The following is a 24,516-nucleotide window of genomic DNA, read 5'->3' as shown; positions in this document are numbered from 1 at the left end:
CCTGACGCTGCCGTCAGGCGTACTGCAGCGCCGCAATCAACGGCGACGGGAAGAACACGCAATGACCGCTTGGAGAGTGACGACAGCGGAACATGCGCGACACGGCGCGGGGGTGCGCCGTGTCGCACGACGGTGCGGCCGGATCAGAAACGCAGACGCAAGCCGGCGTAGTAACGACGCTCGAAGATGTTCTGGTCGTAGTAGTGGTTGGTCCACTGCGCGTAGCGCCGCTCGCTTTCGCCGGTCAGATTGGTCGCCTGGGCGTACAGGGTCAGGTGATCGTTGACGTCGTAGCTGAAGGACGCATCGAGATAGCCCACGTCGTCGTTCCAGATCGCCAGCTCGTCGCCCCACGCACCGCTGTTGACCTGGCTGAAGCGCTTGCTGCGCCAGTTGTAGGCCACGCGCGCCTGCAGCTTGTCCTTCTGGTACCACAGCACTGCGTTGGCCTGGTGCTTGGAGTTGTCGCCGATCGGCAAGGTGTTGCCTTCGATATCGGTGTTGTCGGTATCAGCGTCGGAGAAGGTGTAGTTGATGTTGGTACCGAGGCCGCTCAACCAGCCGGGCAGGAAGTCGAAGGCTTGCTGGTAGCCGACTTCAAAGCCCTTGATCTTGCCGCCACCGCCGTTGACGATGCGCTCCACCGGGCCGCCCAGCCGCGCCACGCCATCGGCGTCGGGCAACAGCTCGATATTGGTCACCATGGTGGGGAACGACTTCACATCGATCAGGAACGCACCCACGCTGACCAACGACGCATCGGAGAAATACCATTCCCACGAAGCGTTGTAGTTGGTGGCGCGATACGGATCGAGATCCGGATTGCCGGAGCGGCCATTGAGGAACAACACCGCATCCGAGGGCAAGGAAGGGTTACGCGGCGGCGTGCCGTTGACCGCATAGAAGCTCACCAGCCCACGCCCGAGATCGGGCAGGTCCTGGCGCGCAACGGCCTTGTTGTAGGCAAAGCGCAGCTTCTGCGCGTCGGTGATGTCCAGCGACAGGTTGGCGGTGGGCAGCACGTCGGTGTACTGGCGGTTCAGGCGATTGGTACCGATCGCCGGGCTGACGCCATTCCATTCGACATTGCCGATGAACACGTTGCCGCTGCTCAGGTACTGGTCGATCGCCAGCTTGGTCTGCACGATGCGCGCGCCGATGTTGGCCGTCCACGGGACCGCGCTGCCGGTACCGCCTTCCAGGTTGGCCAGAAAGTACGCCGCGGTGCTCTTTTCGGCGACCTTGTACGAATCGGCGGCCTGCTGGTAGGCCACGTTGCCGGGGTACAGGCTGTTGAGATAGCCCACCGGGTCCTTCATGACCTGCGGGTTGATCGCCGGCAGGCCCTGGCTGCCCAGGCCGGTGACCTTGAGCGGATCGAAGTCGTTGAAATACGCCCAGTAACCGGGAATCGAATTGAACGGCAGCAGGCGCGCTTCGGAGACGCCGCTGCAGGTGTCCACGATCAGCGGATCCTTGAAGTAGTACAGCGAGCGGTTCGGGTCGGCGCAGCTGGTCGACACCGGCGACAGATAGCGATAAGTGTCCAGCTTGACCTCGCGCTCGCCGTAACGGATGCCGAACTGGAAGCCGCGCACCACGCCCTCGTCGAACTCGAAGGTGCCATCGGCGCGGAACGCGTCCATCGTCGCCTCGATCTTGTTGCCCTGCGCCCAGGTCGACATCAGCTGCCAGTTGTCCGGGTTGGACACGTCGGTACCGAGGTCGATTGCCGGATAGGTGCCGCGGAAATCCACCGCGGCATCCACTGTCGGCAAGCCGTTGGCGTTCGCCCACTGCGTGACGCCGCCGGCGCGCGTAATCTGATCGCCACGCGTCACCACCGCATCGGCACGCGCTTCGTCGTAGGTGCGCTGTGCATCGCCATGTACCCAGCGCAGCGAGGCACGCAAGGGGCCGCCATCATCGAAGCGCAGCTCCAGATTGGTGTTGAGCGCGTCCGAGTCGGCAACGCCGGCCATCGAATGGGCCTGAAAGCGGTTGTAGCGGAATTGGCCGTATTCCAGTACGCCGTTGGAATCGACCACCGACCCGGGCTGCAACTGGTTGGTGGCCCAACCGGTGTGCAGCTGCGCGGCGACCGAGGTGTCCTGGTCTTCGAGCTTGGTGTAGGCCGCATCGGCCAACACCGTCCACGAATCGTTGATGTTGAACTGGAACGAGCCGTTGATGCCGGTGCGCTGGCGATCGGTGCTGCGGTTGTCCAGTTCGGTGGCGACCCAGTTGTAGAAATAATCGCGCGGCAGATTGCTGGGGTCGGTGTTGCTGCCGATGCGCCCGTCGCCGTTGAAATCGAAGCCCACATTCTGCTCGGTGGATTTCTGCGCGCCATTGGAATATACGCTGGGATGCTTGTTTTCCAGCGTGGCATCGGAGTACGACACGGCCAGCAACGCGCCCCAACGCTCGGTGCGGAAGCTGGCCAGGCCCGAGTACAGCTCGTTGAGTTCCTGCACGCGGTCGCCGTAGGAGCCTTCGGCCTGGCCGCTGAAGGTCCAGCCTTCAGGCAAATCGAACGGGCGCCGCGTCTTCAGCGAGACGGTACCGCTGATGCCGCCATCCAGATCGGCGGCGGTCGGCGATTTGATCACGTCCACGCCGCTGAACAGCGTCGGTGGGATGTCGACGAAATCCGGCTGCGCGCGGCCGATGTTCGGCTGGCCGTATTGGTCGCCGCCACCGGCGCTCAGGTACAACTCGCCGTTCATGGTGGTCTGCACCTGCGGCATGCCGCGGATATTGAGTTGCGAGCCCTCGCCGGCCGAACGTCGGATCTGCACGCCGGGCACGCGTTGCAGCGAATCGGTGATGGTGACATCGGGCAACTTGCCGATGTCTTCGGCAGAGATCGAGTCGATGATTTGCGCGGCGGTGCGCTTGTTCTCGATGGCCTCGGCCTGCGCGCCGCGCACGCCCTTGACCATGACCTTGTCCAGGTCGGTGACTTCGGCGGCGGTGCCGGCGTCCTGTGCGCCTGCGCTGCCGGCAAGCAGGGTGAGTGCAGCCGCGAGCGCGGCGGCCAGTGGGGTGTGGCGGGTGTTCGAATGCAGCTTGTTCATGGTCCCCTCCCAGGGATGACGACAATCCACGACCGTTTCGAATGGCATTGCAGCAACGGCAATGCGGTATTGGCTGACGCGCAATCGGCGCGTCAGTGCGGACGCCGTGTGCAGGCACGGCGTGGCAGCTCGCTGGCGCCGCTACGGAAGCCCGTTGGCAACGCCTGTTGATGGTTCGACATTCCAGCCGCGCACCTGCAGCGTGGCATTGCGCAAGCTCGCCGCGGACGGGCCGCGGATCTCGACCTCGCGCTGCTCGCCCGGCACCAGGCTGAGGTAGTTGTCGCTGTAGTACGCCGGCAGGATGCGTTGGCCTTGCGCGTCCACCAGGGTCAGCTTGGTGTTGAGCACAACCTGTTGCGAGGCATTGCGCACGCTGGCGCGCAGCACCGGTTCCGCACCCTCCTGCAGCTGCGTGCTGAGCTGCACCGGCACTGCCGCCAGCGCATCCAGGCCGCGCATCGCGGCCGCATCGCGCGCCACCCAGTAGAAATTGCGCGAACGCACGGCCGCATTACGATCGAGCAATTGCAGCCGCACAAAGCCCAGGCCATTGGTCTCCTTGAGCAACGGCGCCAGTTGCAGCACCGGTGCCGAGACCGAAACCGCCGCAGCCTCCAGCGCCTGCTCGCGCTGCTGCAGCAGCCTCCCGTCCGCAGCATAGACGTCCGCGCGTACACGCAGGCCGCTCACCGGCTCGGCCGCGTTGTTGACCACCACCACCTCGTGCCCGGGCAGGTTCATCTGCACATGCAGCATCTCTGCCGCGTTGCGTACACCGTAGTAGGCCGCATGGGTATCGTAGTCGTGGCTGTAGATCTGCCACATGTTGCTGGGCCAGGCCGGGTGGCTCATCCATAGCAGCCGCCCGCTGTTTTTGCTCCACAGCTGCGCGTTGAAACCTTCGAAGATGGCGCGATGCGTTTCGTAGTTGAGCAGCTGCGCCTTGCGTTCGAAGTCGGCCAGGCTGGTCGGCGCACCGAGCTTGTCGGTCAGCGAGCGCATGAAACTGGCAGTGTCGCCATTACCGGACTGGTGCCAGTCGTGGTACGCCCAGGCATCGCCGATCGGCCACTGGTCCTGCACCGCCGGTACCGAAGCCTTGAACGACTCCAGGGTGGAGAACGAAGGCGTGCCCACTTCCACCGAAAAGCCCTGCGCCAGTTTATTGAAGTACGCCACCGGCTCGCGGTAGTTGTACGGGCCGCTGACCTGCAGATTGATCTCGTTGGAACTGCCGGTGTACCAGCGCGTGCCATCGAGTTCGGCAACCAGGGTGTCCAGGCCCTCGTTGAGGATCGGCGCCGGCACGCCTTCGTTGCGCCCGAACCACAGCACGATGGAAGGATGATTGCGGAAGCGCTTGATCACCTCGGCGGCATTGTCCAGGAACAGCGCCGCGTCGGCCGGCTCCATGTTGTAGTTCTGGGTGGACTGCCAGAAGTCGTTGAACACCAGCATGCCGTACTCGTCGGCCAGCTCGAAGAAGCTGGCTTCGGTGTTCTGTCCCACCCAGTTGCGCACCACATTGAAATGCGCATCGCGCTGCAGGCGGAAGTAGGGCTCCAGCCGCTCGCGCGAGACCCGCTTGCGCCAGTCGTCCATGCCCCAGTTGCCGCCCTTCACCGCAATGCGCACACCGTTGATGCGCAGCGCCAGATGCGGGGCCAGACTGGTGTCGTCGAGCTGCTGCACGGCCGGCGAAGACAACGCGCCGGGATACAACGATTGTGCATTGCCGCCCGCTACCGGCCGGATCGCCGCATGCCGCACGTCGACGATGCGCTCGCCGCGTTGCCGGGCCTGATTGAGATCGACCAAGACGCGGCGCAACGCGCCATCGTCGTCGAACAACGACAGTTCGTAGGTCACCTGACGAATGCCAAAGCGCAGCTGCTGCGCATCCGATGGCGCACCGGCCACCTCGACGCTGGCCTGCAAGGTGTACAGCGCCGGCTCGCCATAGCCGTTGGGCCACCACAGGCGCGGATTGGTAATGACCAGCTGCGGCGTATCGGCGGCGGTGAGCTTGAGCGTGCTGCCACCGGCCGGCACGTTGACCTCGCGCCGGATGCGCACATCACCGAAGGCCAGCTGCAATGTGCCCCGCACCGCTGCGACGGTGTCGTTACGCAGCGGCACGTTGATTTCGAGTTCCGCGCGGCGGTGATCGGGTGCCAGCCGTGCGGTGACGACCTGCGTGTCGCCGAGTGCCACCGGACCCGTCGCATGCAGTTGCACGTCCTGCCACAGACCGGCATTGCGATCGCGCACCGCCGGAATCCAGTCCCAGCCCTCGCTGGCGATGAAGGCCGGCCCGTCCAGCGCCTGCATGCCGCCATTTTCGCCGACGCCTGCCGTCATCGACTGTTCGTGCGCGATGCCGGGATGCGGTGGCGGCGACACCCGCACCGCAATGACATTCCTGCCCGGCTTGAGCTGCTTGCTGACATCGAAGCGGCCGCGTGCGAATGCGCCGCGGGTGCGGCCGACCTGAGTGCCATTGACCCAGATCTCGCCGGCGTAGTTGATGCCGTTGAACAGCAGCTCCAGTCGCTTGCCTTGCAACGCTGCAGGCAGATCGAAACTGCTGCGGTACCACCAGTCCTGCCGGCTCAGCGATTCGGGAATCGCCATGTTGTTGAGGCCGATATCCGGATCCGGATACACGCCACGATCGACCAGCGTGGTGAGCACCGTGCCCGGCACGGTCGCGGCATGCCAGCGGGTCTTGCCGGACGCGTCATCGCTGCGCGACAGCGTCGCACCGCTGGCCTGGCCGAGCTCTGGTGCCGCAGCGAGTTGCCATGCGCCGACCCGCCATGACGCGGCATCCAGCGCCTGCAACGCAGGCACATCCGACACCGGCCTGGCGACCGGCGCCGAGAATGGCGCCGCACTGCGCGGCAGGGTCGCCGCCGCTTGCGGTGCGAGTTGACCCGCCATCTGTTTGATCTGCACAGGCCAGCCGGGCGATGCGTCTTCGAAGCGCTGCAGCGCAGGATCCGGCGTCTGTCTGGCAAGCCGTGCGATGGCCGCCGCATCCAGTGCACCGGCCTGCGCGGTGAAGGCTGCGATCTGGCCGCCGAAATGCTGCGTGTACGCCGCCGGTTGCTGGCGCGGACCGAACACCAGCGTGGGCGCGACCGCGCTTTGCTGCACGCTGCCGCTGGCGACCTGGCGGCCATTGGCATACAGGCTCAAGCGCGTGCCCTGTGCAATCGCGGCGACCTGCGTCCAGACGCCGACGCGTAGCGGCTGCTTGCTGCGCAGCACATGCTCGGCGCCCTGGGCAAAGCCCAGCAGGCCGTTGTCGATGACGAAGAAACGGCCGGCCGCCTGCGGATCGCCAAGGCCGGCAATCAACGCTGGGCCGGTGGTCCCGCTGGACGGCCGCACCCAACCGGACACGCTCCAATCCGCATCGGCGGCCAGCAGCGGTGTCCCGGCGGCGAGCTTCTTGCTCAGCCCGCCACCGCCGGCGAGCACGCGCACGTCGTAAGGACCGGGCGGATCGGCATCTGCGGGTGCAGCCTGCACTGCACTCCACGCGATGCAGGCACACAACAACCATAGCGCTCCACGGCGGAACGCCTTGCGAACCATCAGCATTAGAGGCCTCTCCCAAGCTCTACTGCCAAGCAACGGTGTACATCGCGTCGACACAGCCGCCAGAGCGACGCGTCGTCGCCCTGTCATTGCATCTGTCGTGATGCCGCCCGTGGCTGCCGCCCCTGTTTCAGCGGCCATGGTGCGAGGTAACGTTACCCCAGGTGGATATCGACGACAACCGTTCTGCGCTAGGGTTGGCGCTTCCAGGAGGAGGGACTCATGCCAAACCTGATCCATTCCGCATTACCGGCGGCGTGCGCGCTGCTGTGTTCGATCGCGCTGCCTGCAGTTGCGCAGCGTTTGCAGGTGCAGTCGCCCGACGCACGTACGCAGGTGGAATTCTCGCTGCGCGAGGGCGGCGTGCCGACCTATCGCGTGCTGTATCGCAACAAAGTCGTGCTCGACGATGCCCCGCTCGGACTGGATCTGGGCCGCGCAAATACGCTCGGCAAGGCGATGACGCTGCAGGGCAGCACGACCGAAACGCATGACAGCCGGTTCGCCCTGCCCGTGGGCAAGACGCGCCAGGCGCGCGATCACTACCGCGCACTGCGCGTGCAGTTGGCAGACCCGAAGCAACGCCGCCTGACGGTGGAACTGCGTGCCTACGACGACGGTGTTGCGCTGCGTTACGTGCTGCCCGACGCCGGCGAGGTGCGGATTCGCAATGAACTCACCGGCTTTGCATTCCCCAGCGACTACGCATGCTGGAGCTTGAACCTGGGACGCTTCGGCACCAGCCACGAGGGCGAATACGATGCGATCGCCGCATCCAGATTGCGCCCGCACAACCTGCTCGAGTTGCCGCTGGTGTGCCAGACCGATGCCGGCGGCACCACGCTGGCGATTGCCGAGGCGAACCTGCGCGATTATGCCGGCCTGTATCTCACCGGCCGCGAGGATGGCGGCCTGGGCGTGTCGGCGAAATTGTCGCCACGTCTGGACAACCCCAAGCTGGCCGTGCGCTTCAATGCCAAAGGCCGCGATTTCGCCACGCCGTGGCGGGTGATCATGCTGGGTGACAGCCCGGCCAGCCTGATCGAATCCAATCTGATTTCTGCGCTCAACCCGCCGCCGGCCTTCGATGCCAGCTGGGTGCGCGCGGGCAAATCGGCATGGGATTGGTGGTCCGGCGCACTGGCCAGCGGCGTGGCGCAGCCGGGCATGAACACCGCCACGATTGAGCGCTACATCGATCACGCGCAGCAATTGAAGCTGCAATACATGCTGATCGACGACGGCTGGTATTTCGGCAGCACCGGCGATGGCCAGTACAACGTCGATGCCGACATCCGCCGGCCGGTGGAGCAGCTCGACCTGCCCGGCCTGGTGGCCTACGCACGGCAGCGCGATGTCGGGCTGTGGCTGTGGGCGCATTGGCGCGCACTGGATGCGCACATGGACCAAGCACTCGCCTGGTATCAGCAACTCGGCATCAAGGGCATCAAGGTCGACTTCATGGACCGCGACGACCAGCAGATGGTGGATTTCTATCACCGTCTGCTAGTCAAGGCCGCCGAGCACAGACTGCTGGTGGACCTGCATGGCGCCTATCACCCCACCGGCCTGACCCGCACCTATCCCAACTACCTCACCCAGGAAGGCGTGCTCGGCGCCGAGTACAACAAGTGGACCACGCGCATCACTGCCACTCACAACCTCACGCTGCCGTTTACGCGCATGTTGCTCGGGCCGATGGATTACACGCCGGGCGGCTTCCGCAACGTGCGCCCGGCCGAGTTCAAGATGCAGCACATCGCCCCGCAGGTGATGACCACGCGTGCGCAGCAACTGGCGATGTATGTGGTCTACGAAAGCCCGTTCGCAGTGGTCGCCGACAGCCCGGAGCAGTACGAAAACGTGCCGGCAGCGCAGTTCCTGCGCGATGTGCCGGCAAGTTGGGATGAGACGCGCGCACTGGATGGCGCCATCGGCGAGCACATCGCGCTGGCGCGGCGCAGCGGCAAGGATTGGTACGTAGGCGCGATGACCAACGAGCAGGCACGCACGCTGACCTTGCCGTTGGCATTCCTGGGCAAGGGCAGCTGGACCGCAACCATCTACACCGATGGCGCAGCCCCGACGGACGTGCACATCGACACGCGCAAGCTCACCTCCAACGACAGCTTGAAGCTGCCATTGGCTGCAAACGGCGGTGCCGCCGTGCGGCTGCAAAAAAGGTAACACCAGCCATGTGTATGGTGGAGTGCGATGCAGCGGTGGCCACCCCTCCCATGCAACGCCGGCCGTCACTGAGAGTGGAGCAGCCGCCCTGCTGCACGCTGGCAATGGCCGGTTACAGCTATCCGTCTGCCCCGGGTGCGGTTGTCGCCCGCATCAGCGTGCCGTCGGAAATGCGCAACGGCGGCTTCTGCATCGGCGGGCGGGGCTGCGCACGTTGAAGTGCGTTGACCGCGCGCGCAGTGCGCGCGATCCGTCAGGGCAAGTCCATGCCTGCGCACACGGCCGGGCGCGCATCCTTGAGTTGGCGCACGCCGCTGGCGTCGAACTGCAATGCCGCATGCTTGGGCGCAAATGCCGGCCAGTCCGGCAAGCCGCTGGTGTTGGGATTGCCACGCTGCACGAAGGCGGCCCAGTAGCGCTGCAGACTCACCGGCGGCTGGCCGATCGGCAGGCCCTTGAACAGGAACGGCAGCTCGGCGCTATGCGTCACCTGCCCGCCCGGTGCGGCGGTATCGAACACGTACTGCCACACCGGCACGCCGAGCGCGGCCTGGTGCTGGGCAACGGTCACTGCCGGGCAACGGAAGGTCAGATCGGTGGATAGCTGCATCGGCGCGTCGCCCTGCCGTGCGGCACGCTGCGTCGCATGCGTGCGTAGCGTCTGCAGCACGGCGTCGGCCTGCGCGGGATAGTCGCGACGCAGCCGCGCCTGCGCGCCCTGTTTGCCGCCGTATTCCAGCTCCTGCACCACATAGCCGATCAACAGCGGCACCCTGGCCTGTGCACCGTCGGCCAGCAACGCGGCCGGCGCACGCGGCAGCACGCGCCCATCGACGACCGCCTGCAGCCAGATGTAGCCATCGTCATCCAGTGCCGGCACGTCGACATCCTGCCCGGCCTCGATCAGCTGCTCCACCGGCAGCGCGCGCAGCTGCGCCAGACGCGTGGCAGGCTCATCGATGCCGGCGCGCTTGGCGATCTCCACACCCAGCGCGCGATTGTCCTCCAGCGAACGCGCCGGCAATCCGAACCCGGCGGTGCCGCTCTGCTCGATCGCCGCCGAAAACAGGCCGCGTGCCAGCGGGCTGAGCATCAGCAAGCCCACATCCTGGCCACCGGCCGACTGCCCGGCGATGGTGACCCGCGCAGGATCGCCACCGAACTGCGCGATGTTGTCGCGCACCCACCGCAGCGCAGCGATCTGATCGAGCAAGGCGTAGTTGCCGGCGGCCTGATGGTCGCCATCGCGCAGTTCCGGCAGCGACAGGAAGCCGAGCGCGCCGAGCCGGTACTGCAGCGTCACCACCAGCATGCCCTGTGCGACCAGGTTGGTCGGCAGATGACCATCGGCGCCGCCGGCCACATTGGCGCCGCCGTGGATCCAGACGAACACCGGCAGCGGCTTGGCCGGCTGCAGCGTTGGCGTCTGCACTTCGACGTAAAGACAGTCTTCGCTGCCGCGCCTGGCCATGGCGTTGTTCCAGCCCAGCGCCGGTTGCACGCACGGGGTGGCGGCCTGGGTGGCATCGCGCACGTCCGACCAGGCGGCAGCCGGTTGCGGCGGCTGCCAACGCAGCGCGCCCAGCGGTGGTGCGGCAAACGGAATCGCGCGGAACACCGCACTGCCGTCGTCCTGCCACTGCCCGCGCACGAGACCGTGATCGGTGCGCACCTGTGGCGGTGCCGCGGGCGTGGATGCCGCTGCAGCATGCGCGCTGACGCTCAACGCGCAAGCGGCGGCAAGCAGACCGGCACACAGGCGCATCACGCTTCTCCACTCAGCGCGCGGGCACGCCAGGCGGCCTGGAACACGGCGGTGGCCGAGGCCACGTTGAGGCTTTCGACCTTGCCGCTGCCGCGGATCGACAACTGCAGGTCGCAATCGCGCGCGAACTGGCGGTCCATGCCCTCGCTCTCCGCGCCCATCACATACACCAGCCGTTGCGACAGCGCGGCGGCGAACACGTCCTGACCGCCCTCCACCAGCGTGGCCGCCACCGCGAAACCGGCCTGACGCAGCTGCGCCATCGCCGTTGCGGTCTCGGGCAGTTGCACCAGCGGCACCGCTTCGGCGCCACCTTCGGCCACGCGCGCGGCTGCGCCGGACAGACCCAGCGTGGCGCCGGCAGGCAGTAGCAGGCCGGCCACCCCGAAGTGCGCGGACGAGCGCAGGATCGCGCCGAAGTTGTGCGGGTTGCCCACGCCATCCAGCCACAGCGCCAGCACCGGCCCCTGCGGCAACGCGGCCAGCCAGTCCTGCAACGGCTGCGGGGCGACGCGCAGCACATCGGCCACCACACCTTCGTGGTGCGTGCTGGCGGCGAGCTTGCTGAGATCGGCTTCCTCGACCACGCGGTAACCGATGCGTTGGGCCACGCACCAGGCCAGCAAGGCCTTGAACTGCGGAATGCGCGCCTGGCTCAAGTACAGCTTGCGCACTGCCTCCGGGCGCGCCTTGAACACGGCCTGCACGGCGTTGATGCCGTACAGCCGCAGTTCGCGCGCGTTGCCGCCGGACGATGACGCCGCGGCCTGCGCAGCAGCAGGCGTGTAAGCCGTTGGCGCCTGCTGTGCCGGCGGCCGCGCTGCCGGTGTGCGCGGCGCGGCGCGACCCCAGGGATTGTGCGAGGCGCCGGAGCTGCCGCCATCGCGCGGCGGTCGTCCGCCCCGTCCATCATGCTGTGTCATCGTCGTATCCAAGGTTCGTGTTGCTTGCCGGCTCTGCGGGGACGGTATCGCCCCTTCTGCCACCAGCGGTGTTCGTCATCCTGCGGGCCGGCGCAGCCGGCGGTGCAGACGCATTGGCGACGATGGTAAGCCACTGGCGCAACGCGCCGTATACGAAGCAGCCCAAGCGCAGCCTTCGAGGCCCTGCAGTTCGGGTGACTCGGTTGACGTTGACGCCATGCAGGACACGCGCGATCGGCGCCGATGCCGGTGACGGATCTGCGACAGCCTGCAGCGCGCAAACGCGCCTGGCCGACGCGTTCGCCAGCGCACATGGCCGGGATCAGTCCAGATCGTCCGGCAACCCCACCCGCGCGAACACGCGCAAATCGTGCAGCCCATCCGGCCGCAAGATCGCGCAGCGGCTACAGCCTTCTTCGACCAAGCCGTTGCGCAGCAGCACCTTGGCCGATGCCGGATGGTCCCGCCGCGCCCGCTGGCGGAACATGCAGTTGCTTGTCGCCGTTCTTGATGTGATGTGCGCGGTATCGACACTGCCGATACCGCACACCCGGGCCGCAGGCCGCGGCTCAGCGCCTGGCGGTTTGTGCCTGCTTGAGCGCGGCGCACAGGCGGATGGTCTCGCCGGTCTGCGCCATGCCGCGGTCGGCGCCGCTGAGCGTGGCCAGGCGCGGCTTGAAGAACGCATCCAGGCGGTCGGCTTCTTCCACGCTGCAGCCGCCGGACGCACCCAGCGCCGGCAATCCGCCGCCGTCGAACGAGCCGCTGCGCTGCACGATACGGTCGAAGTTGGCGGTGAACCACGGCCACATCGACGCATGCGAGGCCTCGTCACTATGACCGCGCATCAGCAGGCTCTTCATCTCGCCCACCTTGATCGCATCGGTCAGCGCGAAATCACGCACCTGCTTGAGCAGCGCCGGGTCCTGCAGCGTGCCCAAGGCGGCGATCATGGCGTTGCGCTGCGCCGGGTCGGCATGCGTGCGCAGTGCACCGATCAGGCTCTGCACCGCCGGTGCGCCGCGCTCCTGCGCGGTCACCGCCAGTGCGGTGCCGAGCAGATCCGGATTGGCTTTGGAGAAGTCCAGTGTGCCGTTGCCGCCGGCCAGCACCGCATCGCCCTGCGCCAGCAGTGCCTTGCGCACTTCCGCATTCTGCAGACGCAGCGCCATCAGCCCGGCCAGCGCCGAGCGCAAGCTGGTGTCGTCGATCGACTCGCCGCTACGCCGCGTGTAACCCAGCTGACGCAGACGCGGCAGATACGCCTGTTCGGCCGCCTTGCGCAGCGCGCCGCGCTGGGCCTCGCTGGTGGCCTGGTAGCGCCAGATCCACACGAAACGGTCCAGCAGCGCCGTGGACACATCTGAAGATTCGGACGGCGCCAACTGCTGGAGCGCTGCCAGCACGGCGTCGCCGTCGGTATCGCCGTGGCGGTAGGCCGCATCGATCGCATCGGCGTAGGCCAGCCGTTCGTTGTCGTCGAGCTGGCCGACCTGCTTGCCCAGTTCAGCCAGCTGCTTCTTGGGCAGGCTGAAACGGTAGTAGCCGGCGCCACGCGCGTTCGGGAACACCCAGGTGTTCTTGCCGGCGCCGTCCAGCACGATGCTGCCGCTGCCGTCTGCAAGCATCTGGCAGGCGGTGCCGACCTGGTTCTTGCCCTTGCCGTACTTGACGCACACCGGCACACCCCATTGCTGCGCAGTGGAACCGGTGGAGCCCAGCGGCAGGTAGCGTTGCTGCTGCAGCTTGACCACGGTCTTGCCGCCTTCGCGGGCGAGCTGGGTCTGCAGATACGGTACGCCCGGCTGATTGAGGAAGCTGCGGAATGCGGCCTTGAATTCCTCGCCCTTACCGGCGGCATCGGCGATCGCATCGACCAGATCGTCGGCAGTGGCGCTGCCGAAGGTGTGCTTGGCGATATAGGCGCGCATGCCTTGGCGGAACACGTCTTCGCCGACGAAGGCCTCGAACATCGCCAGCACCGCCGCACCCTTCTGGTAGGTGATGCCGTCGAAGGCAGTCTCGATATCGCCGTTGCCGGTGATCGGCTGGCGGATCTTACGCGCGCTGACCAGGCTGTCGTTGTCCATCGCATGCTGCGCGCCGCCGATGCGGTCCAGATTGGCGCGGTATTCCGGGTGCAGCTGCATGGTGATCTTCTGCTGCATCCAGGTGGCGAACGCCTCGTTCAACCACAGGTCGTCCCACCATTCCATGGTGACGGCGTCGCCGGTCCACTGGTGGGCCAGCTCATGTGCGTTGGTGTTGAAGGAGCGCTGCACGTTCTCGGCCGGCGAGTCCTTGTCCAGCAACAGCAGCCAGTCGCGGAAGGTGACAAACCCCGGGTTTTCCATCGCACCGGCGCTGAAGTCCGGGGCGGCGACCAGATCGAGCTTGTCGAACGGATAACCGAAAGCGTAATAGTCCTCCAGCGCGGCGATGATCGCCGGGGTCTGGTCCAGCGCCGGGGTGATGCGCGGGCCCTGGCCCTTGGCGGCAATGCCGCGCAACGGGGTCGGGTTGGGGCGCTGCGGGGTGGCCGGCATGGCCGGCACGTCCACCACATCCCAGGGTCCGGCGGCGTAGGCGACCAGATAGGTCGGCAGCGGCACGGTCGGGGCGAAGGTCACCATCTTCCAGCCCTTGCCGGCCGGCTTGGTCGAGGTGGCAATGGTATTGGCCAGTGCCTGGTCGTCGGTGGGCACGGTCAGGCTGAGGTCGAACGGGGTCTTGAATGCGGGTTCGTCGAAACCGGGGAACGCGTAGCGCGCGCTGATCGGCTCCATCTGCGTCATCGCATAGGCCTGGCCCTGGTACTTCACCTGATACAGACCCTGCAGCTGCTGGTTGAGCGGTGCGCTGTAGACGATGTCCACGGTGAGCGTCTGCGGCTGCAGCGTACGGCCGAAATCCAGTCGCACCACACCGGCCTGCGCATCGGCTTCCACATAGCGGGCGGTCAGCGCCTTGCCCTTGACCGGCTTGACCGTGACCTTGCTGACCTTCAGCTCCTTGCCGTGCAGCCAGAGGTGATCGGAGGCCTGCTTGAGCTGCACGCGGATGCTGGTGCGCCCGCTGAACTCGCTCTGGTCCGGATCGATCTTGAACGACAGGCTGTAGCGCTCGGGCACCGCCCAGGTCGGCAGGCGGCCATTGGGCACCGGCTCGCCGGAGGACTGCGCCAGCGCGGTGCCGCAGCACAGCGCAAGGAGAGAGGGTGCAAGCAGGCAGGCGAGACGACGCATTGGCGATTCCGGGCAGGGTAACCGCCGAAGTCGACCACAGCCGGGCATGCCTGTCATGTGACCTTAGTCATTGCGCTGCCGACGCGGTGGGCGCGCCGCCCGCAAGGGCAACCGGCCGCGCTGCGGCGTCGCATCAATCGCGCTGGCCTGGCGCTGCCGCGCCCGCTGGGCACAGCCTGCGCCCCGCTGTTGGATTTTGTTCGCAATGCAGCCGCATGCAAACGCCGCGATCAAGGCCGGCCGCAGCATCCCGCGTCGCCGACAACCGGCAGCAGCGCACCGCTGCCGGTATCACTCAGGCGTGCCCACCCACCGACGGCGTCTGCGCCTCTAGGGTCTCCAGTTCGCGCGCCACCGCTTCGGGCGACTTGGTGAATGGCGCGATCAGGCTGTAGAACGCCGGCACCACGTACAGCGACAGCAACGTGGACAGCGACACGCCGAAGATCACCACCACGCCGATCGTGGCGCGACTGGCCGAGCCGGGCCCGCCGGCCACCACCAGCGGAATCGCGCCGACCACGGTGGCGATCGAGGTCATCAGGATCGGACGCAGGCGCACCGATGCCGATTCCACGATCGCCTCATGCACGCTGCGGCCTTCGTCGCGCAACTGATTGGCGAACTCCACGATCAGGATGCCGTTCTTGGCCGCCAGCCCCACCAGCATCACGATGCCGATCTGACTGAACAGATTGAGCGTACCGCCGGTGACCCACAACCCGACCAGTGCACCCAGCACTGCCAACGGGACCGTGAGCATGATCACCAACGGATGGGCGAAGCTTTCGAACTGCGCGGCCAGCACCAGATACACCACCAGCAAGGCCATGCCGAAGGTCAGCAGCACCGCGCTGCCGGATTGCTGGTATTCGCGTGATTCGCCCTTCCAGTCCACCTGCGCATACTCGGGCAATTCCTCGCGTGCGGTCTGCTGCGCCCAGTCGATCGCCTCGCCGAGCGGGTAGCCAGGCGCCAGGCCGGCACTGATGGTGATCGCACGCAGGCGGTTGAAGCGATTCAGGGTGCCGGCCTCGGCCACTTCGCTGAGCGTGACCAGGTTGGACAGCGGAATCAGCTCGCCACGCGTGGAACGCACGCGGATGGCGGTGAGGTCTTCCGGCGCCATGCGGCCTTCGCGGCCGGCCTGCAGCATCACGTCGTACTCCTCGCCGTTGTCCACGAACGTGGTCACGCGACGCGAGCCCATCATCGCCTCCAGCGCGCCACCGATCGCGGTCACCGGCACGCCCAGATCGGCCGCACGCAGGCGGTCGATGTTGACGCGCATCTGCGGGCGGGTTTCCTTGTAGTCCGAGTCCGGGCCGACCAGGCCGGGATTGGCTTCCATGCGCTGCAGGATGCGGTCGCGCCACTGCGCGATCTCCGCATAATCCGGCCCGCCCAGCACCAGCTGGAACGGCTGCCCGCGGCTGCGCACCAGCCCGCCGCTCACCTGCGTGCGTGCGCGCACGCCGCTGAGCACGTTGAGCTTCTGCTGCAGTTCGTCGGCCACCTCGGTGGTCGGGCGGGTGCGTTTCTCCCAGTCCTGCAGGAACACGCTGACCCGGCCGGTGTGCATTTCCTCGCTGCTGCCGAAGCCGCCCGGCACGCGCGGGTTGGCGCGCACGATGGGCTTGTCCGGGCCCACATAGGGGCCGAGCATCGCCTCGACCTGATGCATCTGCCCGACCGTGTAATCGAAGCCGGCGCCTTCGGGCCCGTCGATCATGATCTGGAAATTGCCGCGGTCTTCGGCCGGTGCCAGCTCGGAGGGAATCCGGCTCATCAACCATGCGCTGGCACCCAGTGCCAACAGCATCAACAGCGCGAAGATCCAGCTGCGATGCACGTGCCGCTCCAGCGAGCGACCGTACGCACCGGACACCGCCTGCATGCGGCCATCGAACCAGCGATGGAAGCGATTGGGTCTGGCCTGCCCATGCGAGCGCAACAGCTTGGACGACATCATCGGCGTCAGCGTCAGCGCCACGAAGGCGGAGATCGCCACCGCTGCCGCCAGTGCCACCGCCAGCTCGCGGAACAGGCGCCCGGTATTGCCTTCCAGAAAGCCCACCGGCAGGAACACCGCCACCAGCACCGCGGTGGTGGCGATCACTGCGAAGGCGACCTGGCCGGTACCGCGCTTGGCGGCCACCAAGGGCGGCTCGCCCAGGTCGATGCGGCGCTGGATGTTTTCCACCACCACGATGGCATCGTCCACCACCAGACCGATACACAGCACCAGCGCGAGCAAGGTCAGCAGGTTGATCGAAAAATCGAACGCGTACAGCGCGATGAACGCGGCGATCAGACACACCGGCACCGTCACTGCAGGAATCAGGGCCGCACGTGCGCTGCCCAGAAACACCCAGATCACCACCAGCACCAGCACCACCGCTTCGATCAGCGTGTGATAGACGCGCTCCACCGCCGCATCGATGAAGGTCGTGGTGTCGAAGGCGACGAAGATGTTGGTGCCCTGCGGCAGCGATTTCTGCACCTCCTCGGCCTGCGCGCGCGCCTCGCGTGCAACGTCCAGCGCGTTGGCAGTGGAGTTGCGCACGATGCCCAGGCCCACATTGGGCACGCCGTTGCTCTGGAAGTAGGCGCGGCGCTCGGCCGAGGTCAGCTCGACCCTGGCCACGTCGCCCAGGCGCACCACATAGCCGCCCTCGCCCTTGCTGAGCGGCAGCTTGGCGAAGTCCTCGGGCTTGAGATAACTGCGCTCCACGCGCAAGGTGAAATCGCGCTGTGCCGATTCGATGCTGCCGGCCGGCAGCTCCACGTTCTCGTTCTGCAGCGCCGCTTCCACGTCTGCCACGGTGAGTTCGCGCGCGGCCAGTTGATCGCGGTCCAGCCAGATCCGCATCGCATAGCGCTGGCGCCCGCCGATACGTACCTGCGCCACGCCATCCAGGCTGGAGAAGCGGTCCACCACGTAGCGCTCGGCGTAGTCGGACAGCTGCAGCGTATCCATCGTGCTGGAGCTCATGTTGAGCCACAGGATGGGGTCGGCGTCGGCCTCGACCTTGGAAATCTCCGGCGGACGCGCCTGGTCGGGCATGCGGTCGGAGACGCGGCTGACCGCATCGCGCACATCGTTGGCGGCGGCTTCCACATCGCGCGACTGCACGAATTCGATACTGATATCGGAAGCGCCATTGCGGCTGCGCGCTTCGATGGTCTCGATGCCTTCGATGCCGGCCAGTGCGTCTTCCAGCACCTGGGTGATGCGGCTTTCCACCACCGCCGCCGAGGCGCCGGTGTATTCCACATCCACCGACACGATCGGCGGGTCGATCGCCGGCAACTCGCGCAAGGTCAGCCGGGTGAACGACATCACCCCCAGCACGATCAGCAGCAGGCTCATCACCACCGCCATCACCGGGCGGGTAATGGACAGGTCGGAGAGCTTCATCGTGCTGCCTGCGGGTGCGCCGCTGCAGATGCGGGGGCGGCCTGATCGACCACCTTCAGGCCCGGACGCAGCTTGCCGGTGCCGTCCACCACGATGCGCTCACCGGCCTTGACCCCGTCGAGAATCTCCACCTTGCCGTCGCGGCGCTCGCCCAGGCGCACGTCGGCGCGCTCCACGCTGCTGTCGGGCTTGACCCGGAACACGTAGGACTCGCGCCCCACCTGCACCACCGCAATTTCCGGGATCACCACCGCCTGCCGCGCCGGCTGGAACAGGCGCACATCCAGCAGCATGCCCGGGCGCAGGCGGCGATCGCCGTTGGGGAAATCCGCGCGCACCGTCACCGAGCGGGTGGTCTCGTCGATGCGCGAATCGATCGCCGCCACCACGCCTTCGAACTGCTGGCCCGGATACGCCGCCGCGGTGCCATTGACGGGGTTGCCGAGCTGCACCAGGCCGAACTGCGACTCCGGCACCTGGAAGTCCACGTACATGCGCGCCACATCGTCCAGCGTGGCGATCACCGTGCTGGAGGTGATCAACGAGCCCGGGCTGATCTGACGGATGCCGAGCACGCCGGAGAACGGCGCACGCACCTCGCGGTCGGTGATCTCCGCGCGCATCTGCTGCACGCGTGCCTGCGCCGCATCGCGCAGCGCGCGTTGCGTATCCACGGTGGATTTGGCCACCAGCTGCTGGCCAACCAGACTCAACTGGCGCCGGTACAGCTGATCGGTTTCTTCGAAGGTGGCCTGGGCGGCCGTCAGCGCCGCCTGCTGCGAATTGCCGCGCAGCCGCAGCAGCAACTGCCCGGCCTTGACCTCGTCGCCGCTGTCGAAATTGACCTGCTCCACCACATCGCTCACCGCCGCGGTCAGCGCCACCGATTCGCGCGCACGCACGGTGGCGATCGACTGCACGGTCGAGTTCCAGGGCTGGGTGGTCACCGCCTGCACAGAGACCGGGATGGGTTTTGCGGCGGCCGGCGCGGCGGCCTGACGGCTGCAACCGGCCAGCGCGACGGCCAACAAGAGCGCTGCGCCGAAACGCGCGCTGGGTCGAACAAGCATCGGAACATCCTGGCGGGGTACGTCGAAAGTTTAACGACCTAGCCGCCATGGAGTTGACAGAAAGGGCGTGCTTTGCACCATGACCAAAGACCCTTGCTGTCGTCGGCGCGATGCGCTGGCCAGCGCAGCCACAAACATGGCGGCGTGGTGCCGGACGGGGTGTGGCCGCCGCTTCGGCGCTGCATGCACGCATTCATGCGTGGCTTTGCGTTGCCCACACCCACCTGACCCCTGCCGCTATGTCCTGTCAGCCACGCTCAGCGTTCCAGGCCGAGAAACGCGAGCACATGACGCGCCAGCGCCTCTACGTTCTCACCATCGGCGTGAAGATGGACCTCCGGCGCCTCCGGGGCCTCGTAGGGCGAATCGATGCCGGTGAAGTTGGGAATCTGCCCGGCCCGCGCCTTGCGGTACAGCCCCTTCACATCGCGCGCCTCGGCGACCGCCAGCGGCACATCCACGAACACCTCGACGAAGTCTCCGGCGTCGAAGCGCTCGCGCGCCAGCTGCCGCTCGGCGCGGAACGGCGAAATGAAGCTCACCAGCACGATCAGGCCGGCATCGGCCATCAGCCGCGCCACCTCGGCCACGCGGCGGATGTTTTCCACGCGGTCTTCGTCGGTGAAGCCCAGATCGCGGTTGAGCCCATGGCGCACGTTGTCGCCGTCCAGGATGAAGGTGTGATAGCCCAGCGCATGCAACCGCTTGTCGACCAGATTGGCGACAGTGGACTTGCCCGCACCCGACAAGCCGGTGAACCACAGCACGCGCGGGGCCTGGCCCTTGATGCGCGCGCGCGCGGCGCGATCCACGTCCAGATGCTGCCAGTGCACGTTGCCGGCGCGCCTCAACGCAAACTCCAGCGTGCCTGCGGCCACCGTGGCATTGCTTTGCCGGTCGATCAGGATAAAGCCGCCCAACACGCGGTTGCGCGCATACGGCGAGAACGCGATCGGCTCGTCCAGCGCCAGATTGCAGTAGCCCACCTCGTTGAGCTCCAGCCGCTTGGCGGCCAGCCGCTCCTGCGTGTTCACATCGACCTTGTGCTTGATCTCGCTGATGCTCGCGGTGACCGTACGCGTGCCGATCTTGAGCCAGTACGGGCGGCCCGGCAGCAAGGCGGCATCGTCCATCCACAGCAGATGCGCGGCGAACTGGTCGGCCACTTCCGGCGGGTCGTCGACGGCGGCGATGATGTCGCCGCGGCTGATATCGATCTCGTCGCGCAAGGTCAGCGTGACCGCCTGGCCGACACGTGCGCTGTCCACCTCGCCGTCGGCATTCAGCACCGATGCCACCTGTGTGCGCCGCCCGGACGGCACCACCACCACGGCATCGCCCACGCGCACCTGCCCGGCCGCGATGGTGCCGGCGTAGCCACGGAAGTGCTGATGGGGGCGATTGACCCACTGCACCGGCAACCGGAAGCCGCTGCCGGCTTCCGGCGTCTCCACGTGCACGGTGTCGAGATGCTGCAGCAGATGCGGGCCGCGGTACCACGGCATCCGCGGCGATGGGCTGGACAGATTTTCGCCAGCCAGTGCCGACAACGGAATGCACTGCACATCGGCAATGCCCAGCTGCGCGGCCAGCGCGCGATAGCCCTCGGCGATGTCGGCGAAGACCTGTGCGTCGTAGTCCACCAGGTCCATCTTGTTGACCGCCAGCACCACGTGGCCGATGCCCAGCAACGACACGATGTAACTGTGCCGGCGCGTCTGCGCCAGCAACCCCTTGCGCGCATCCACCAGCACCACCGCAACATCGGCAGTGGATGCGCCGGTGGCCATGTTCCGCGTGTACTGCTCATGCCCGGGGCAGTCGGCGACGATGAACTTGCGCCGCTCGGTATCGAAATAGCGGTACGCCACATCGATGGTGATGCCCTGCTCGCGCTCGGCGGCCAGCCCATCCATCAACAACGCATAGTCGATACCCTCGCCCTGCGTGCCATGCCGACGGCTATCGCCCTCCAGCGCGGCAAGCTGATCGTCGAACAGGCGCTTGCTGTCGTACAGCAAGCGCCCGATCAACGTGCTCTTGCCATCGTCCACGCTGCCGCAGGTGATGAAGCGCAGCAGCGGCTTGGCTTCGTGTTGATGCAGGTAAGCGCTGATGGCGCCGGGAATCGGGAGTGGGGAATCGGGAATCGCAAAGGCGACCTCTTCCCTCATCACGTTTGCGGCGAACTGCTGTTTCGATTCTCCATTCCCGATTCCCGATTCCCTGCCCATCAAAAATACCCCTCAAGCTTCTTCTGCTCCATCGACGCACCTGGCGCATGATCGATCATGCGGCCCTGGCGTTCGGAGCTGGTGCTGACCAGCATTTCGGCGATCACCGCTTCCAGCGTGTCTGCGGTCGATTCGATCGCGCCGGTCAGCGGATAGCAGCCCAGGGTGCGGAAGCGCACCGAGCGCAGTTGCGGCATCTCGCCGTCGTGCAATGGCAGGCGCTCGTCGTCGACCATGATCCAGGCGCCGTCGCGCTGCACCACCGGGCGCGGCGCGGCGAAGTACAGCGGCACCACCGGTATCCGCTCGCGGTAGATGTACAGCCAGATATCCAGCTCGGTCCAGTTGGACAGCGGAAACACGCGCACGCTTTCGCCGGGTTTGGTGCGCGCGTTGTAGAGATTCCACAGTTCCGGGCGCTGGTTCTTGGGGTCCCAGCGATGACGCGCGTTGCGGAACGAGAACACGCGCTCCTTGGCGCGCGACTTCTCCTCGTCGCGGCGCGCCCCGCCGATCGCCGCATCGAAACCGCCCTGCTCCAGCGCCTGCTTCAGGCCCTGGGTCTTCATGATGTCGGTATGCACCGCCGCGCCATGGCTGATCGGGCCGACGTCCTGGGCGATGCCATCGGGGTTGATGTGCACGCGCAGGTCCACGCCGGTTTCGGCTGCGCGGCGGTCGCGGAAGGCGATCATCTCGCCGAACTTCCAGCGCGTGTCCACGTGCAGCAACGGGATCGGTGGCGGCGACGGCGCGAACGCCTTGAGCAGCAGATGCAGCAGCACCGAGCTGTCCTTGCCCACCGAATACAGCATCACCGGAACCCGGAATTCGGCGGCGACCTCGCGCAGGATGTGGATGCTTTCGGCCTCGAGCCGATCCAGGTGTGACAGGGGCAGCAGGGTCATCGGGGTTTGTGGGCGTCGGCGGGCGGACCAGCCGATGGTAGGGCAAGGCGCCGCAGTGTGTGGCGCGGGCAGCCCGCACCCAAATAAGCGGCCGGCATAACGCGATAACGGCTCATCCTTTCTGGACGCGGCGGCGCTTCCATAACCTCACTGGTCTCATCAACCGCCCTGGATCCGAATGACCGCCGCCAGTTCCGCGCTACCGCCCAGCCCCTTGCCCGACGAGCGCAAGGCGCTGCTGGAACGGTTGGTCGACGGCCTGGATGCCGCGTCACTGTGGTGGCTGTCCGGTTACACCGCCGGCCTGGCACAAGGCCAACTGCCGCGGCCGCTGGCGGTGTTGCCGGGCGGCCAGCCGCATGTGCAGTCGCAGGAAAGCCGGCGCCTGACCGTGCTGTACGGCAGCCAGACCGGCAACGCACGTCGGGAAGCCGAGCAGCTGGCAGCCGAGGCCGGGGCCGCCGGCCTGAGCGTGCGTCTGCTGCGCGCCGACCAGTACCCCACCCGCGAACTGGCCAGCGAGCGGTTGCTCTACGTGGTCATCAGCACCCAGGGCGAAGGCGACCCGCCGGACGATGCGATCGGGCTGGTGGAATTTCTGGCCGGCCGCCGCGCGCCCAAGCTGCCCGAGCTCAAGTACGCGGTGCTCGGCCTGGGCGACTCCAGTTACGCGGATTTCTGCGGCATCGCACGCCGCATCGACGACCGCCTGGCCGAACTTGGCGGCAGCCGCGTGCAGCCGCGCGGCGAAGCCGATCTGGAGATCGACAGCGTCGCTGCGCCCTGGCGCGCGCAGGCGCTCAAGCACGCACGCGAGCAGCTCGGCAGCGGCCCGCCATCGGCCACCATCACGCCGTTGCGCAGCAGTGCAGCCGCACCGGCGTGGTCGCATCAGCAGCCCTTCCCTGCCGAACTGCTGGCCAACCAGATCGTCAGCGGGCGCGACTTCAAGGGCCCGCAGTTCCGCGTGTATGCATTGCCGAGCAAGCGCGTGCGCCATCTGGAATTTTCGCTGGAAGGCAGCGGGCTGAGCTACGAGCCCGGCGATGCGCTGGGCATCCGCCATCGCAATCCGCCCGCGCTGGTGGATGCGGTGCTGGAGACGCTGCGCCTGGATGGTCGTGCCGCGGTCACCGTCGGCGCCGAGACGCTGGCCCTGCACGAGTGGTTGGCCACCCGGCGCGAATTGACCAAGCTGTCGCGGCCGCTGCTGGCCGCCCATGCAGAGCGTGCGCGCGCCGACGAGCTGCAAGCGCTGCTCACCCCGACCCAGACCGCCGGCCTGGCGTCGTTGCTCACCGATCACCAGCTGATCGACGTGCTGCGGCGCTGGCCGGCGGATTGGGACCATGCCGGCCTGCTGGCCGCGCTGCGTCCGCTCACCCCGCGCCTGTACTCGATCGCCTCCAGCCGCAAGCGCGTGGGCGAGGAAGTGCATCTGGTGGTGGACGAACTCACCTACCAGGCGCACGGGCATGCGCACCTGGGCTCGGCCAGCGGGTTTCTTGCCGCCCTGCACGAGGGCGATACCGCACCGGTCTACATCGAGCCGAACGAACGCTTCCGGGTGCCGGCCGATACCGACCGCGACATCCTGATGATCGGCCCGGGCACCGGCGTGGCGCCATTCCGCGGCTTCGTGCAGGAACGTGCCGAAACCGGCGCCAAAGGCCGCAACTGGCTGTTCTTCGGCGCCCAGCATTTCAACACCGATTTCCTGTATCAGGCCGAATGGCAACAGGCCTTGCAGCGCGGCGAACTGCACGCGCTGGAGCTGGCGTTCTCGCGCGACCAGGCCGAAAAGATCTACGTGCAGCATCGCCTGCGCGCGCGCGGCGCCGAGGTCTACGCCTGGCTGCAAGGCGGTGCGCATCTGTACGTGTGCGGCGCCATCGGCATGGGCAAGGACGTGCACGCCGCCCTGCTCGACATCGTCGCCACCCACGGCGCCCTGGATGCGGAAGCCGCCGCGGCGTATCTCACCCAGCTGCAGGTGGAGGGGCGGTATGCGCGCGATGTCTATTAGTGCTGGGAATCGGGATTGGGGAATCGGGAATCGGTACAGCCCGCAACT

11 protein-coding genes and 1 pseudogene are annotated in these 24,516 nt (G+C 66.9%); 2 read left to right on the top strand and 10 right to left on the bottom strand.

The features are described from left to right. Positions 1-143 precede the first annotated feature (143 nt). Positions 144-3,080: a TonB-dependent receptor gene (locus tag FHT08_RS02740; RefSeq protein WP_166774216.1), complete on the bottom strand. Its 2,937-nt coding sequence runs from the start codon at positions 3,078-3,080 to the stop codon at positions 144-146. Between the two features lie 141 nt (positions 3,081-3,221). Continuing rightward, positions 3,222-6,692, bottom strand: coding sequence for a LamG-like jellyroll fold domain-containing protein (locus tag FHT08_RS02735; RefSeq protein ID WP_166774215.1), 3,471 nt, complete (start codon positions 6,690-6,692; stop codon positions 3,222-3,224). Positions 6,693-6,911: 219 nt separating this feature from the next. Here FHT08_RS02735 and FHT08_RS02730 point away from each other — a divergent pair, with 219 nt between their 5' ends. Next, complete coding sequence (locus FHT08_RS02730; RefSeq protein ID WP_166774214.1) at positions 6,912-8,876, top strand: glycoside hydrolase family 97 protein; 1,965 nt, start codon at positions 6,912-6,914, stop codon at positions 8,874-8,876. A gap of 253 nt (positions 8,877-9,129) precedes the next feature. Here the strand turns inward: FHT08_RS02730 and FHT08_RS02725 are convergent, their stop codons facing one another. The 8 genes and pseudogenes from FHT08_RS02725 to cysD form a co-directional block, all read right to left on the bottom strand. Further along, on the bottom strand, positions 9,130-10,644 hold the full coding sequence (locus FHT08_RS02725; RefSeq protein ID WP_166774213.1) for a carboxylesterase family protein: 1,515 nt from the start codon (positions 10,642-10,644) through the stop codon (positions 9,130-9,132). Further along, the gene (locus tag FHT08_RS02720) at positions 10,641-11,564 is read right to left on the bottom strand and encodes a TrmH family RNA methyltransferase (protein WP_166774212.1); all 924 of its coding nucleotides are present in this window, start codon (positions 11,562-11,564) and stop codon (positions 10,641-10,643) included. Before FHT08_RS02720 ends, FHT08_RS02725 begins: the two co-directional genes overlap by 4 nt. A gap of 322 nt (positions 11,565-11,886) precedes the next feature. Further along, positions 11,887-12,024: pseudogene (locus tag FHT08_RS02715) on the bottom strand (GNAT family N-acetyltransferase); the annotation flags it as partial. A 109-nt stretch (positions 12,025-12,133) separates the two neighbouring features. Beyond that, entirely contained in the window at positions 12,134-14,809 is a 2,676-nt protein-coding gene (locus FHT08_RS02710; protein WP_166774211.1) for a M1 family metallopeptidase, read from the bottom strand. A 295-nt stretch (positions 14,810-15,104) separates the two neighbouring features. Then, positions 15,105-18,230, bottom strand: coding sequence for an efflux RND transporter permease subunit (locus FHT08_RS02705; RefSeq protein ID WP_166774210.1), 3,126 nt, complete (start codon positions 18,228-18,230; stop codon positions 15,105-15,107). Then, a complete protein-coding gene (locus tag FHT08_RS02700; RefSeq protein ID WP_047130381.1) occupies positions 18,227-19,300 on the bottom strand; it encodes an efflux RND transporter periplasmic adaptor subunit in 1,074 nt (357 codons plus the stop codon). The genes FHT08_RS02705 and FHT08_RS02700 overlap by 4 nt, the downstream gene beginning before the upstream one ends. Positions 19,301-19,557: 257 nt before the next feature. Beyond that, a complete protein-coding gene (cysN, locus tag FHT08_RS02695; protein ID WP_243848929.1) occupies positions 19,558-21,474 on the bottom strand; it encodes a sulfate adenylyltransferase subunit CysN in 1,917 nt (638 codons plus the stop codon). A 59-nt stretch (positions 21,475-21,533) separates the two neighbouring features. Then, on the bottom strand, positions 21,534-22,442 hold the full coding sequence (gene cysD / locus FHT08_RS02690) for a sulfate adenylyltransferase subunit CysD (protein WP_166774208.1): 909 nt from the start codon (positions 22,440-22,442) through the stop codon (positions 21,534-21,536). Positions 22,443-22,620: 178 nt separating this feature from the next. On the opposite strand from cysD, the gene FHT08_RS02685 reads away from it, so the two are divergent. Continuing rightward, complete coding sequence (locus tag FHT08_RS02685; protein WP_166774207.1) at positions 22,621-24,468, top strand: assimilatory sulfite reductase (NADPH) flavoprotein subunit; 1,848 nt, start codon at positions 22,621-22,623, stop codon at positions 24,466-24,468. The last annotated feature ends 48 nt before the right edge of the window (positions 24,469-24,516 follow it).

The sequence above is a fragment of the Xanthomonas sp. CFBP 8151 genome (genome assembly GCF_011761885.1).
Taxonomy (GTDB): Bacteria; Pseudomonadota; Gammaproteobacteria; order Xanthomonadales; family Xanthomonadaceae; genus Xanthomonas; species Xanthomonas arboricola_B.
Note: the sequence above shows the minus strand (reverse complement) of the source record. Positions and strands in the feature narration are given on the sequence as shown.